At 39.9% G+C, this 13448-nt stretch carries 12 protein-coding genes and 1 pseudogene; 2 read left to right on the top strand and 11 right to left on the bottom strand.

Going from position 1 to position 13448, the window contains the following annotated elements; genetic code table 11:
* Nucleotides 1–18 precede the first annotated feature (18 nt).
* The 5 genes from ACFX4E_RS05105 to ACFX4E_RS05085 all read right to left on the bottom strand — a co-directional run bounded on the left by ACFX4E_RS05105 (nucleotide 19) and on the right by ACFX4E_RS05085 (nucleotide 4263).
* Nucleotides 19–1242 carry a nucleotide sugar dehydrogenase gene (locus ACFX4E_RS05105; RefSeq protein ID WP_377237830.1) on the bottom strand — a complete coding sequence of 408 codons (1224 nt, stop codon included), beginning with the start codon at nucleotides 1240–1242 and terminating at the stop codon, nucleotides 19–21.
* Complete coding sequence (locus ACFX4E_RS05100; RefSeq protein WP_483879949.1) at nucleotides 1235–2767, bottom strand: glycosyltransferase family 2 protein; 1533 nt, start codon at nucleotides 2765–2767, stop codon at nucleotides 1235–1237. Before ACFX4E_RS05100 ends, ACFX4E_RS05105 begins: the two co-directional genes overlap by 8 nt.
* The gene (locus ACFX4E_RS05095) at nucleotides 2764–2964 is read right to left on the bottom strand and encodes a hypothetical protein (protein WP_028411012.1); all 201 of its coding nucleotides are present in this window, start codon (nucleotides 2962–2964) and stop codon (nucleotides 2764–2766) included. The genes ACFX4E_RS05100 and ACFX4E_RS05095 overlap by 4 nt, the downstream gene beginning before the upstream one ends.
* A gap of 18 nt (nucleotides 2965–2982) precedes the next feature.
* The gene (locus ACFX4E_RS05090) at nucleotides 2983–3330 is read right to left on the bottom strand and encodes a DUF2642 domain-containing protein (protein ID WP_028411011.1); all 348 of its coding nucleotides are present in this window, start codon (nucleotides 3328–3330) and stop codon (nucleotides 2983–2985) included.
* A gap of 258 nt (nucleotides 3331–3588) precedes the next feature.
* Nucleotides 3589–4263, bottom strand: coding sequence for a C40 family peptidase (locus tag ACFX4E_RS05085; protein ID WP_028411010.1), 675 nt, complete (start codon nucleotides 4261–4263; stop codon nucleotides 3589–3591).
* Between the two features lie 185 nt (nucleotides 4264–4448).
* On the opposite strand from ACFX4E_RS05085, the gene ACFX4E_RS05080 reads away from it, so the two are divergent.
* Entirely contained in the window at nucleotides 4449–5738 is a 1290-nt protein-coding gene (locus ACFX4E_RS05080; protein WP_098249090.1) for a globin-coupled sensor protein, read from the top strand.
* Between the two features lie 40 nt (nucleotides 5739–5778).
* On the opposite strand, the gene ACFX4E_RS05075 is transcribed toward ACFX4E_RS05080, so the two are convergent.
* The 3 genes from ACFX4E_RS05075 to ACFX4E_RS05065 all read right to left on the bottom strand — a co-directional run bounded on the left by ACFX4E_RS05075 (nucleotide 5779) and on the right by ACFX4E_RS05065 (nucleotide 7865).
* A complete protein-coding gene (locus ACFX4E_RS05075) occupies nucleotides 5779–6309 on the bottom strand; it encodes an HTH-type transcriptional regulator Hpr (RefSeq protein ID WP_028411008.1) in 531 nt (176 codons plus the stop codon).
* Nucleotides 6310–6504: 195 nt separating this feature from the next.
* Entirely contained in the window at nucleotides 6505–7368 is an 864-nt protein-coding gene (rsiV, locus tag ACFX4E_RS05070; RefSeq protein WP_377237832.1) for an anti-sigma-V factor RsiV, read from the bottom strand.
* A complete protein-coding gene (locus ACFX4E_RS05065; protein ID WP_377237833.1) occupies nucleotides 7365–7865 on the bottom strand; it encodes an RNA polymerase sigma factor SigV in 501 nt (166 codons plus the stop codon). The genes rsiV and ACFX4E_RS05065 overlap by 4 nt, the downstream gene beginning before the upstream one ends.
* A gap of 158 nt (nucleotides 7866–8023) precedes the next feature.
* Between ACFX4E_RS05065 and ACFX4E_RS05060 the strand changes: the two genes are divergently transcribed.
* Complete coding sequence (locus tag ACFX4E_RS05060) at nucleotides 8024–9433, top strand: polysaccharide deacetylase family protein (RefSeq protein WP_377237834.1); 1410 nt, start codon at nucleotides 8024–8026, stop codon at nucleotides 9431–9433.
* Nucleotides 9434–9461: 28 nt separating this feature from the next.
* Here ACFX4E_RS05060 and ACFX4E_RS05055 read toward each other — a convergent pair whose 3' ends face one another.
* The 3 genes and pseudogenes from ACFX4E_RS05055 to ACFX4E_RS05045 all read right to left on the bottom strand — a co-directional run bounded on the left by ACFX4E_RS05055 (nucleotide 9462) and on the right by ACFX4E_RS05045 (nucleotide 13441).
* Nucleotides 9462–10577, bottom strand: coding sequence for a GerAB/ArcD/ProY family transporter (locus ACFX4E_RS05055; RefSeq protein ID WP_377237835.1), 1116 nt, complete (start codon nucleotides 10575–10577; stop codon nucleotides 9462–9464).
* Nucleotides 10578–10600: 23 nt separating this feature from the next.
* Nucleotides 10601–11829, bottom strand: a pseudogene (locus tag ACFX4E_RS05050) (Ger(x)C family spore germination protein).
* Entirely contained in the window at nucleotides 11819–13441 is a 1623-nt protein-coding gene (locus tag ACFX4E_RS05045; protein WP_377237836.1) for a spore germination protein, read from the bottom strand. Before ACFX4E_RS05045 ends, ACFX4E_RS05050 begins: the two are co-directional and overlap by 11 nt.
* Nucleotides 13442–13448 lie beyond the last annotated feature (7 nt).

Here is a 13448-nt window from a genome sequence, read left to right as displayed (position 1 = left end):
CTGAACAATTCAGCGGCTTCATTCATTTAAAATACCTCTTGTATCTACAACTTTTTTTGCGTATTTTACAATCGACCAATCGATTTGACTGTGATCGGTTAACACAAGTACAACATCGCTTTTTTTAACTTCTTCTTTTGTCAGCGGGACAGAGAAATACGTTTGTTTATTTAATATAGCGGATTCAATGTAAGGGTCATGATACGTCAGCTCATATCCTTTTGCTAAAAGACCTTCACATACCGTCAGCGCCGGCGATTCACGCATATCATTTACGTCTTTTTTATACGCCATGCCTACAACAAACACGCGTTTCTCATTTGCAGCGATCTGCTTTTGAACACGTCTAATTACTTTATTTGGCATTTCTTCATTAATATGATGAGCAGCTTCAATAAGTTCGCTTGTTAACCCATTTTGCTTTAGTTTCCATAAAAAATAAAGCGGATCAACGGGTATGCAGTGTCCTCCAATTCCGGGACCTGGATAATACGGTGTGAACCCAAACGGCTTAGTAGATGCCGCCTGTAAGACCTCATGAAAATCAATCCCTAATTCTTCGCACAGTTCATTTGTTTCATTCACCAACGAAATATTGACAAGGCGCTGAATGTTTTCAAACAGCTTGCACATTTCCGCTACTTTTGGAGAAGAAACAGGTACGACTTGCTGAAAAATACTTTCATAAAACGTCTGCACGTGATAAAGGCAGTCTTTGCTGTAGCCGCTAATCACTTTTGGAATATACTCAATGTCGTACGACTTGTTTGCTGGATCGACTCGCTCTGGAGAGTAAGCTAAATAAAAATCAACTCCCGCTTGCAAATCAGACTCCTTTAAAATAGGTAAAACGACTTCTTCAAGCGTGCCTGGATAGGTAGAGCTTTCATAAATAACGGTTTGTCCTTTTACCATATGTTCTTTCAAAAACGTAGATGCGCTAATAACGGGTCCTAGGTCTGGATTATGATTTTCTGTAATAGGAGTTGGCACGGTCACCACTACATAATCACATGCTTGAAATGCGGAAATCCCTTTTTTCAGTTCATATGCTTGAAAATTTTTCTCACTTTGAATCACATCATTACATACGTCTGGAATATAGCTTTTCCCTTGTTTTAGCGCTTCAATTTTCCGAACGTCAATATCAAGTCCAATCACGGTGTAGTTTTTCTTAGCAAACAAAAGAGCAAGCGGCAGTCCCACATACCCTAGACCAATAACGGCAACTTTTTTATTCATTCTTCAACACCTCAAACAAAAGATCATGTCTTCGGATGTCGGGAAGAAATTCGCCTCTTTCGCTAGTTTGGCTAATATAATACGCCATGGCCTCTACATAATCTCCTAAAATTCGCTGAGTTGATGCTGCTAGACCTTTGACTTTCATATGCTCTTTTCGAATCCGGTTTGTTCGCGCCACATCCACAAAGTGAACAGGCTGGACATTAAAGCCGTACATAATACTTTTTAATTGAAATAAAGGCGGAATAATAAGAGATTCGTAGCCTACTTTCTCCATTACACCTCGTTTAATGGCATGTGGAATAGCCGTTGTTGTATTAATTGTCAAATCAGGACGTTTACAGACAAGGTTCAGAAAATATTTGGCAGTACTTACCGAGTGAATAGGATGCACTTCGTCAAGCAGACACTCTAAATTATTAAGCGCTACATCAATGCCTTGGTCAGCTGCTTCTAAATACGGACGTAAATTTTCCGCGGAAATCACAATGTCTCCATCTATGAACAAGCAAATCTCACCGCTGCTGTACATCGCACCGATTGCTCGAGGTACATTATGCCCAAGCCGCTGCTTGTAATGAAGAACAGTAGCACCCGCTTCAATTGCTCGCTTAACCGTCACTTCATCGGCTCCGTTGACAACTACAATGATTTCTTCCACTCCGGCTTTTTTTACTTCTTGGATCACGTTTGCAATCGTTTCTTTTTCTTCACCTACTGGGATAACAGCACTGTACTTAACGCCTGCTTTCCGCTTCACGCTTGGTGTATAAGCGGAAACAACTTCTCGATTTCGATCGCCGTCTGTTAGTCCGCCTCTTATGCCTTTTTCTTCGATAAGATGAGCTAACGCTTTAATGTGATCTCCAATAATATAATTAGTGGAAATAGGAAAAGGTGAATTGGTAGGAATTGTTTTGTGGGTGGTTCTAATCTTATTGGTATAAATAACGTCTGAAGAACACGGTGCAACGATTGACATTCCTTTTAAAAGAGCAATCGTTTGAGCGAGCGGGGGATGAGCTAAGTTCTCGTACCCGATTTTAGCTGCTGATGTTTTTTTGATAGCATGAGGAATGGCTGTTAAGGCTTGAACGGATAAATCTTCACGCTGTAAGCATAAGTTCAGCATGTATTTCGCAACGGAAACAGAATGAGGACGTACCTTTCGTTTCATAATCCACGTCAGGTCGTTTAACGCTATATCATGACCGGTTTCTATAGCTTGCGTATATTTTATCAGCTCTTGATGAGGAACCGCGATATCTCCGTCCAAAAAAAGCAAAATGTCTCCTTTTGCTTTTTTAGCCCCAATGGCTCTTCCGATATTTATGCCAAGAGTTTCCTCATAATAAATGACGCGGCAGCCTGCATCCTCGGCTATTGCCTTAGTTGCATCACTAGATCCATTTACTACGACAATAATCTCAAACGGCTTTATTTTTTGAGCTTCTTTAAGCACAGGTAATAATGAATCTTCTTCGTTACAGGCTGGAATAATCACTGATACTTTCAAACTCACTCAACTCCGCTGAAAATTCGAACATACGTGATAGCTACTAGTGGAATGGTTACGTTCGTTGGCTCACCATATGAGCTTGATGTACGTACAACAGCCGCTGCGTCCGTAACAGCAAGCAGGGTCCCATTAATAACGTCAATAGCTGTGATGATTTGCACAAATGAGCCAACATTTTCTCGTAATGTATCTTGAAACATACTTTTCTCTCCTTTCGTTTAAGCGCCTTGAATAGTAACAATGCTTGTAAATGGAAGTAGTACCGTTGATGTTGGAGACTCTACTAATTCTAAATAATCATCTCCTACAAATGTCACAACACCTTCTAGTGAACCAGCCGTTGTTTCAATCACAACTTCTTTTCCAATATACTGCTCGGCAATTTCTTTAAAAGGTGATTCTTGAGATTCTTTAATAATACTTATTACGTATTCTTTGAACGTGTCAGAATAAACGACTTCTTCTACTGCTTTCTTTGTGTTTTCCTGAATAAATTCAGCAAATCGATTTGAAAACAACAGATGTTTTATCTTTTCTACATAGCGACGGTAACAACAAAAAAACATAAAGTTTGTTCCTCCTTTTTATACTGCTATCCCTTCAAATTACCTACAACAATTGACGTAACCTAAGAGATTACTTTATCAATATATACAAGCTTTATCAGAAAGGTGACAGAACTTTTATTATATTTCCATACAAATACGCACATGACTAGCCCGTTTTACACATGATTACTTCCTACTTCCTCCTACCTACTGAAACCCAAACAAAAAAAGACAAAGCTCCTAAGCTTTGTCTTGTCTTATCTATTAAATGAAGAATCAGTTGGCTGCAATACGCTTTGCTCCTATATAGCGCTCTTTCCAATAGCTTGAATTTTTATCGCTAATTGTCACACCTTTAGAAGACGATGCGTTAATAAATTTTCCGTCTCCAAGATAAATGCCTGCATGAGAAGGCCCTTCTTTGTACGTTTCAAAAAACACAAGATCTCCTACCTGCGGTTCACTTACATTTTCACTTGCTTTATAGATATCTTCAACCGTTCTGGGAATATCAACGCCTACACTTTCTTTATATACATATTGAAGATATCCGCTGCAGTCAAATCCTGAAGGTGTAGTGCCGCCCCATTTGTACGGCGTGCCCATTAAAGATTTTGCTTTGCTGATTACTTTATCCGTATTCACTTCTGATTCGCCTTCTACAACGCCGCCTTTACCTAATGCATTGTATGTATTCTCTCCAACAATTCCATCTGCTTCTAGGTTATGTTTCTCTTGAAAAGCCATAACCGCTTTTTTTGTTTCATAATTAAAATAACGCGATACTTCGCCTTTTAAAAATCCTTTATCTTTTAACACCGTTTTAACTTGTTCAACATCATCATTTGTCATCCCTTGTTTTAAAACCGTGTCGCCAAACGCAGCGTGTCCCATTGCCGGACTTGCAAATAAAGCTCCTCCTACAAGAAGCGCCGATAGCATTTTTTTCATTTCGTTTCCTCCCCGAATCATGTTTTAAGCACCGTACAACCATACCATCTGCGGATAACAATTCAATTAATAGAAGATAACAATTTGATAACAATCTTCTTAAACAGCCTCAACTCTTGGATGTAAAACGCCGAAATATAAGAAGAAGAGAAAAACAACTATTCTAGCAAATAAAGGTGATAAACATGAATTGGTTTAAACGAAACAAAGCGCACGCCGAAGCAGCGGCTGTCGAATCCATCACTGTAAAGCTTCATGTATCGGACCCGATGATAAAAAAGCAGATTAACATGATTTCCTTAACAGCAGAGGATCTCGAACGGATTGCCAGATTTCAAGTTCACGCGCTGAATGCCATCGAAGAGATCGTGAACGATTTTTACAAAGCTATTGGCGAACAGCCTCATTTGGTTGCGATTATCGAAAAGCACAGCAGCGTCCATGCATTAAAGCAAACGTTAAAACGGCATATTTTAGAAATGTTTGATGGACAAATAGACGATGCTTTTGTGGTAAAACGTCAAAAAATTTCCAAGATGCACGTCAAAATTGGACTTGAGCCAAACTGGTATTTGTGCGCATTTCAAAATTTATTTACTTCGCTTCTTTCAGTATGTGAACGTACGATGGAATCAAAAGAAGAATGTCTGGCTTTTATTGCAAGTATGACAAAGCTTATTAGTCTAGAACAGCAAATTGTGTTAAAAGCCTATGAGCTTGAATATGACGAGCGGCGCGCTGGACTTCAGACTCAAAAAGAGAAAATTCAGCTAGAAATCTCGCGTACATCCTCTATCCTTTCTTCGTTATCTGAAGAAACGAAAACGTTTATGAATCAAATGCACAGTCAGTCTTCTGACGTCGTTTCCTATGCAAACAAAAGCTCTGAACTAGCAGAAGTCATTGAGAAAGAATCTGTTACAAGTCAAGCAAAATTAAAAGAAGAACAAAACATGCTTGGAAGCATACAAAAAAATACGTCGCTCATTCAAAACAAAATGAAAACGCTCGAACACACATCACAACAAATTCATCAAATCGTTTCGATTGTTACTTCTATTGCGGAGCAAACGAATTTATTAGCACTAAACGCTTCAATTGAGTCTGCTCGAGCGGGCGAGCATGGAAAAGGATTTGCAGTGGTGGCACAGGAAGTACGGAAGCTTGCAGAAGAAACGAAGAAATCGATTGCTAATATTTCCACTTTTATCGGAGACATTCAAAAACAAATCGAAAGCGTCTCGGCCCTAGGCGGAGAAGTCGCTACATTAACAAAAGATACGGCTGACAATATGAACAACATTACTTCTTTTTTCACGAACGTTCTTAGCATAACAACCGAGAACAAACAGCAAACCGTTCTAACAAAAAAAGAACTTGAAAAAATAGCCGATGTAATGAAGCAGCTGTCTCTGCGTATTGAGAAGATGGCCCATTCCTCAGAAGAACTTGAACGGTTAACTGAAAAAAGTTAATATGCAAAAAAGCCTTCTCAGCTTGCACAAGAAGGCTTTTTTATTTTTTAAAGCTAGCGGGCTCTTGAGAAGAACGTTCGATAAACTGGACAAAATCCTCTCCGTATATGCTTCGAATCAGAGCCGTCAGCTCCACAAAGTCAGGCAGCTCTCCGTAAACATCTCGAAGCGGCATCGCTCCTTGAAACAAAGGATTTTCAAGAGGGTTATAATCCTCAAGCGTTTTTAAAAACATCTTTTTTCCTTCTTCTGTGAGCTGTACGTATGTATTCCGCTTATCTTTCTCATTTTTAGAAAGGGTAAGATAGCCCCGCAAGTGCAATTTTTTTGCAAAGTTAAAAGCTGTGGATAAATGCATGACGCCTAGCTTTGAAATGTCGGTCATCGACGCGATTTCCAGCTGATAAGCAATCCCCAAAATGTGATGCTCATTAATGCTCAGATCGTACGGCTTAACCCACTGCTCCCAATCCTTTTCAGTAGACTTCCAAAGAGCTTTACTTACTTGCATCACAAGCTGATTAAACAGCATGGCATCTTTAATTGTATCTTGATTTAACGTGCGTTTCACCTCTTCACTTCCTCTCTAGAAATGCAACCGTTCACATCATTTTCCCCTAAGACTTTATAAACAAAAAGAATGAAAATATATACAAAATATTATACATGATTGCTTATATATTTCAACTTATTTTGCATAAAAATAAATTTAAACGTTTCTTTATGTAAAAAACAGGCGTGAACGTTCAGCGTTCACGCCTGTTTTTTAATGAATATACCGTTTACCAACCAGAAGGTTTGAAATAACATCCGTTGGAATTTCAAACTCAACGTTTCCCATATATCCTGGGGCGACTTTGTATTTATCAAATACAATTCTAAGCTTATGATCTTTCGTAATGTAGAAGCTTTGATTTTCATCAATCTCTTTAAAAGGATCCATATCTTCTTCAGTCAGCCAGTAGATTTTGCCTTCTTCATGTTTCATTTGATCTTTCATTTGCTGTTTAATATTTTCACTAATGACCTTTATATAGCTTTTATCTTTGAACAAACTTGGAAGCGTAACGAGCACTTCGTGTTTTTTATCAATCGTGTCGTACTGATTGACGCTCGACGTTGAAGCTCTCGATTCTTCCACATATCGATGAACCACAAGCAAATCATCGGTATCCGTCATAATATCATAGCCGCTGCTGACAGCCACGTTTCCTTTCTCTCCTTTTTTTAATGTTTTCATCTCTTTTTTAAACTGTTCATACAGCTGCTCGTTTTCTTTTATATACTTTTCATTCAAGCTTGTTTGGAGACCTTTGTTTTCCAAGCCTGAAATCGATGGTGTTTTCACGTCAATACGAGAATGCTTTTCTTCTTGCTTTAGTTCATCAAATGTGATCACTTCTACTACTTTTCCAAGCACAGGAATTTTTTCCATTGCATTTGCCGCGTCTGGACTCACATTCACCGTTGTGATAAAAATCACCGCTGCTGCCCCAATTGCGCTCGGCCAAATATAGGATTTCTTTTTACGAGAATATGAAGAAAGTGCCTTTGCAACAACATCATCTAATTCCTCTGGAATAGGAATGTCATGATACTCCTTCTTTAACTTTTCTATTTTTTCATTCATTGTTCTAAGTCCTCCTCCGTCATCGTAATCCGCAACAGGTTCAACGCTCTGTATAGCCTTGTCTTGACCGTATTTACATTTTCCTCAATAATTTCCGCAATTTCGTCCATTTTTAAATCTTCGAAAAAACGCAGAATAATAATGGTTTTATATTTAACCGGCAGCTGATCCATTGCTTGGTTTAAATCGATATCTTCATACTGATCTTCACGTCCGCTGCTCAAGTACTCAAGCGCTTCATCGTCCATAAGCATTAAACGTTTATGCTTGCGCAGGAAATCGATTGCTGTTCGTACAACAATTTTATAAAGCCAGCTTTTAATCGATTGAATATCCTTGATACTGTCCATTGAAATGAGTGCTTTTTTAATCGATTCTTGCACAATATCAAGCGCATCTTCTTGATTTTTTACATAGCTGAAAGCAAGCCGGTAAAAATCTGCTTTATGCTCAGTTACGCACGCTATGAGCATCTGATGTGCATCATGTTTTTTCATCGTCTTTCATACCCTTCTATTTTCTCTTGCTGAAGTACATCTATAAGGTAGACGGAATAAGTAGAAAAATAGTTTGGTTTTTTTAAAAAAAAGTAAAACTAAATGATCGTCTCATGCGTCTATTAGGTAGATATATACAAAAAGGGGAATATTACTACATGAAAACCATGGGCTACAAACGTATTTTGACACTGCTTGGATGCTGTATTTTGTTTCTTGGTACAGCAGGGTATATCGTTAAAGCAAACAGTACAGAGAAAAAAACGGCAAGTATTCAAACAGATCAAACCTATCCAAACGTTGAAATTCAAACGCTAGTTAAGGACCTTACCGACGGAGGCTATGCCATTAGCTACCCTTCCTTTGGTAAAAAAGAAATCGATCAATCCATTCAAGCTTACATAACAGATCAAGTGGCACACTATGAAAAAAAGCTGAAGAAGCAGTCAAAAAAGAAAAAATCTGAGTTAACGATCACATATAAAATCGTCCATTACAGCAAGCAAACGCTAAGCCTTGTCTTTGATGAATATGAATCTGTAAATGGAGAGAAAGGGACGTCTTCTCTCAAAACCTTTACCTTCGACCTGCCTGCTCAAAAACAAATGACGTTAAAGAATTTATTTAAAGAAGATGCAAACTATTTAGATCGCCTTTCGGCTATTTCATATGCTGAATTAAAAAACCAAATGAAAACAGCTGATTTTGACCCGGACCTTCAAAAAGGAACTCAGGCAGCTAATCAAAATTTCAGTCAGTTTGCGCTGCTTGAAAACAGTATTGTGATCTATTTTAAGCCTTATCAGCTAGGTGCTGAACAAACGAAAACCAAAACAATCGCTATCCAAAAAGATTTATTTAAAGACATGCTGAGCGATGCTTACAAAAACGAAGCAGCAAATAAAAATAAAGTCAAAGAAACGCCTCCAAAACATATCGTTAACGAAATGCCGCAGCAAGGAGCGCCTATTGATCCAACTAAAAAAGTCGTTGCGATGACCTTTGATGATGGACCTAACCCTGCATCTACCAATGTGATTTTAGATGGATTAAAAGAAGTGAACGGGCACGCTACCTTTTTTGTGTTAGGAAGCCGCGTTCAATATTATCCTGAAACAATCGAACGTATGGTCAAGGAAGGCAACGAGGTCGGAAATCACTCTTGGGATCATCCTCAGCTCACACGGTTGAACGAAGCGCAGGTCAAACATCAAATAGGCGATACCCAAGCGCTCATTAAACAAGTGAGCGGCTATGAACCGCTGCACGTACGCCCTCCTTATGGAGCCGTGAACGCAAATGTAAGACGTTATATCGGAAATGTTGGCGTGACTCTATGGGATATCGACCCCGAAGACTGGAAATATAGAAACGTTCCTCACTCCGTTCAAGCAGTTATGAGCCAAGTCGGAGACGGAAAAGTTATTTTAATGCATGATATTTATCAAACAAGTGCCGAAGCAGCGGTTGAAATTATGAAGCAGCTTCACGCACAAGGGTATCAGCTTGTTACGATTTCACAGCTAGAACAAGTAAAAAAAGAGCGGGAGCAGCTGCATTTGCAGTAGCAGATAGCAGACGAACGCGTTGCAGCCGTTAGGATGGCTGCAGCGCGTTTGTTTTTTTCATGCGATGTTTAATAAATGCTATACAGAGCAGCGTAAACGGAATCACTACGTGAAAAGGGATAAAAAGCAATACCGGCATAATCGTTAGCCCTTCTTTTAAATGCTCTTGAAAATTACTTGCAATCGTCAAAGAAAAAAATAAAATCACCGTGCCCACAGGATATGTCAGCGCAGAAGGTCGTTTCACCTTAAACAATGTGGAAAGTCCAACAATGACAGCGTAAAAAAAGACGCTGATTTTAACAAATCCTCCGATGACTAATGCAATCATAAAAAACACGTCCAGCCGTTCTAAAAAATCAGCTACTCTAATGCTCTCTACCGTACTTAAAAGCGGAAAGACTGACCTGTTAGTCAATCCTATCCCTAATACACTAACATTAATCGCCATTGTAATTGCTAAATTAATGCCGCTTAACACAATGCCGCAAAGGCCTACAAGCTTTACTTTTTTAGAATCTTTTACATATGGAAAAATCATCGTAAACACAACAGCTTCTCCGTACGGAATATACAGAGTCTGAGTAGCCACCGTTTTCAAAACCGGCCAAATCCCATCTCCGAGTATCGGTTTTAAAGAGCTAAAATCAATTAGGCCTGAAACAAAAATAAGCACAAATCCTGCTACAGCCAAGATATACATCAAAATAAACATTAGCTCTCCTGCTCGAGCCACTACTTCAAGTCCTTTGTGCACGGTATAAATAATCAACAGCATCAGCATCGCGTTCACCACAAACAAAGGGCTGTCGGGATAGCCAAATGTCAGCAGCATTTCTCCAAAATCACGGAGTACGCGAGCGGCAGCATATGAAAAATGAAGCAAATATAAAAAAGCAAGTGCGGATCCCAAGACTTTTCCTAACAGCTTTTGCATGTATTCTGTTGGCAGCATGTCAGGGTAGTACCTATACAGCCGGTAGTAAATGAGGTAAAGCAACAAGCTCCCAAACATACCAAGTAAAATAGCAAGCCAGGCGTCTTGTTTTGCATCCATTGCAAGCGGAATGAGCAATGCGCTTCCATGTTCAAAAAGGACGATTAAAATAAAAAACTGCACAGAGCTAATTTTCACTTTTTCCACTCATTGCTCCCTCCTCCTCCTGTTTACTGTCGTTGTTTTACGGCATCAGACATAAACGACTTGTTTCGCAAACCTGCTCGTCTTACATACGCTTCTACTTTCACATCCATCTCCACTTCAGGAAAATAGACATCGCTCCACTCGTGCTGAAGCCTTTTCCACTGCCTCGGATAATTTTCGTGCACGACTTCTCCAAATCCCACAACATCCGTCTGTTTTTTTGAGCAAAAGCAAACGCTGCTTTTATTTCATTTTCAATTGCTGCTTCTATTTTTTTTTCAATATCAAGAATTATAAATGGATTTTTAATGTCTACAGGTACTTCCATTTCACCAATATCTCCTTCTACCCTAGTTCTTACAATCATCTTTGGTTTGCCGTTTACCATGTTTGCACTCACATTTGTTCGCTGACGAACGACTTGATAAGCAATGGCTTTCTTTTTATCTTTCCATGAAATATTCACATCTGTTCCCTGCACTTTATCCCGCAGCCACATCACGCCTCGCGCTTTTTTTCCATATAAAAATGTAATCAGCTTGCCATCTTTAAACATGCCGAGTCCTTCTGCACGAAGAGTGGATTCAGGAGCAGTTTGCTGAAGATTTTGCAGCGTTTGGGCTTTTTGAGCGCTACCTCTTATTCCAAACCCTGACATCAGGGCCTGACTTCCCGGAGATTCGAGGTTTTTCATAACTTCTTGAGCCGATACTTTCATATGTTCTCCCCACTTTTGTTCGGTGAGCTCCAGCGTTTTAAGGACTTTATTAGCTGGAATTTTATCAATTGGCGTAAGAGATTTTACGAAGCTGGAGGCTTTTACGCCGTTTGCAATGACCATATCAGATGTAATTCGAAATTCCGGATCTCTGTCAATGCCATCAATAATAACATCAATGCCTTCGGTTCTCGCTAGACTTTCTCCGATAACAATTAAGTTTGTATGAGCGTAGTACAGTCTTCTTGATACAGTGCTCGATGCTCTTCTGCTTGCTTCCACTAAGTTTGCGCCTTTTGCTCCGTATACAGAAACAGACGGACTTTGTGTACCTCCGCCGCCTCCTTGAAGACCGCCGGCTACGTTACCTGGATTAATAATTTGCAGCGTGATTTGGTACTGACCATCTTTTGTTTTATCAATTCCCATCGCTGCGACAATCGCTAAATCGGTTAATTCCTTACTGCTCCAGCAGCTTGAAAGAAAGCAAATCGTAAACGCCATTACTGTACATAAGAGCCCTTTACGCATCATTTTGATCGCCTTCTTTCACCGTAGTGTTTGCCATTCCTCGGCTTTTAGGAGGCATTGGCCGCTGTCCGTCTCCTTCTCGCGTCATATTTCCACTACTAATGAGCCTTGGTCTTTGTCTAAGCATCCACCACGGCATGCGAACAATGGTATCACCTGAATTGCTCGGAATGAATGGAGCAAGAGGCGTCATATATGGAACGCCAAATGAACGAAGACTGCAGAGGTGAACAATCATCATTAAAAAGCACAGAATAATGCCATAAAACCCAAAAGTAGCTGCTGCAATCATAAAAACAAAACGAATGAGCCTCGCAGAAATCGCAATGGCAAAAGAAGGTGTAGCAAAGCTTGCTATCGCCGTCATCGCCACAACAATAACCATCGCTGGAGATACAATCCCCGCTTGAACCGATGCTTGCCCAATCACGAGCGCTCCTACAATTGAAACTGCAGAACCGATCGCCCTTGGAAGTCGAATACCGGCTTCTCGTAAAATTTCAAATGTGACTTCCATAATGAGTGCTTCAACCAAGGAAGGAAACGGAACATCTTCCCGCTGTGCAGCAATGGCGATGAGCAGCTTCGTGGGAACCATTTCCTGATGAAACGTTGTGATCGCTACATACGTAGCCGGTGCAATTAGTGAAATGAAAAAAATAAGAATGCGTAAAAAACGAATCGATGTTGCAATATCAAAGCGCGAATAATAATCTTCAGGAGACTGAAAAAACTGAATGAAAACAGCCGGCGCAATCAGCACAAATGGCGTTCCGTCTACAAAAATCGCAATACGCCCTTCTAGCAGATTTCCTGCAACGATATCGGGACGCTCCGTGTGATACATCGTAGGAAAAGTAGTGTACGTTTGGTCTTCAATAAGCTGCTCCACATAGCCTGATTCTAAAATGCTATCGATATTAATTTGGTTAAGACGCTGCTTTACTTCTTTTACGATTTTGTCATTGGCAATTCCATTAATGTACATCATTGAAACGTCGGTCCGCGTTACTTTCCCAATTTTCATCGTTTCTACCCATAAGTCGGGCGATTTGATAATTCGCCTAACCATGGGCATGTTTTTAGCAATCGATTCCGTGAACCCTTCCTTCGAACCCCGAACGACAAGCTGTGTAGTCGGCTCTTGAATCGAACGCCACTCTCCGCCTTTCGTACCTGCACTCATTGCATGGTTGTTTCCATCTATCAAAATAAGCGTGTCTCCTGACATCAAGGCTGGAAAAACTTCACTCCACGTATGTAAAATCGCAACGTCTCCAATTCCTACTACATCTTCTTTTAATAACGTAAAGGCGTTTTGAGGCGTTATTGGTTCAGAAAACACGTCATCTTTCATCATGGTGTCTACTAAAAGCTCTTGAATAGACTGACTGTCTACAATCCCGTCTATATAGATAACGGCCGCTTGAATAGCTGCCCGTTCCCCGATTTTTATATAGCGGATCACCATATCCGAGCTGTTCCCCGTTCGCTTTTTTATGTTGGCTATATTACCTTCAAGCGACTGTATCAGCAGTTCTTGTTCCTCTGGTAGCGAACCTTCTGTTTCCTTTGTATTGTCTTTGCTTTTTTTATTTTTAAATAAAGAAGGCACGATTAAA

This window comes from Priestia sp. YIM B13491, from assembly GCF_042787605.1.
GTDB classification, from domain to species: domain Bacteria; phylum Bacillota; class Bacilli; order Bacillales; family Bacillaceae_H; genus Priestia; species Priestia megaterium_E.
The sequence above is the reverse complement of the archived record's forward strand: the minus strand, read 5'-3'. Positions and strand labels throughout refer to the sequence as shown.

Coding starts and splice junctions, on each gene's coding strand:
- ACFX4E_RS05105 (WP_377237830.1), bottom strand. CDS start 1,242: ATGAATAAAAAAGTTGCCGTTATTGGTCTAGGGTATGTGGGACTGCCG.
- ACFX4E_RS05095 (WP_028411012.1), bottom strand. CDS start 2,964: ATGTTTCAAGATACATTACGAGAAAATGTTGGCTCATTTGTGCAAATC.
- ACFX4E_RS05090 (WP_028411011.1), bottom strand. CDS start 3,330: ATGTTTTTTTGTTGTTACCGTCGCTATGTAGAAAAGATAAAACATCTG.
- ACFX4E_RS05085 (WP_028411010.1), bottom strand. CDS start 4,263: ATGAAAAAAATGCTATCGGCGCTTCTTGTAGGAGGAGCTTTATTTGCA.
- ACFX4E_RS05080 (WP_098249090.1), top strand. CDS start 4,449: ATGAATTGGTTTAAACGAAACAAAGCGCACGCCGAAGCAGCGGCTGTC.
- rsiV (WP_377237832.1), bottom strand. CDS start 7,368: ATGAATGAAAAAATAGAAAAGTTAAAGAAGGAGTATCATGACATTCCT.
- ACFX4E_RS05065 (WP_377237833.1), bottom strand. CDS start 7,865: ATGAAAAAACATGATGCACATCAGATGCTCATAGCGTGCGTAACTGAG.
- ACFX4E_RS05060 (WP_377237834.1), top strand. CDS start 8,024: ATGAAAACCATGGGCTACAAACGTATTTTGACACTGCTTGGATGCTGT.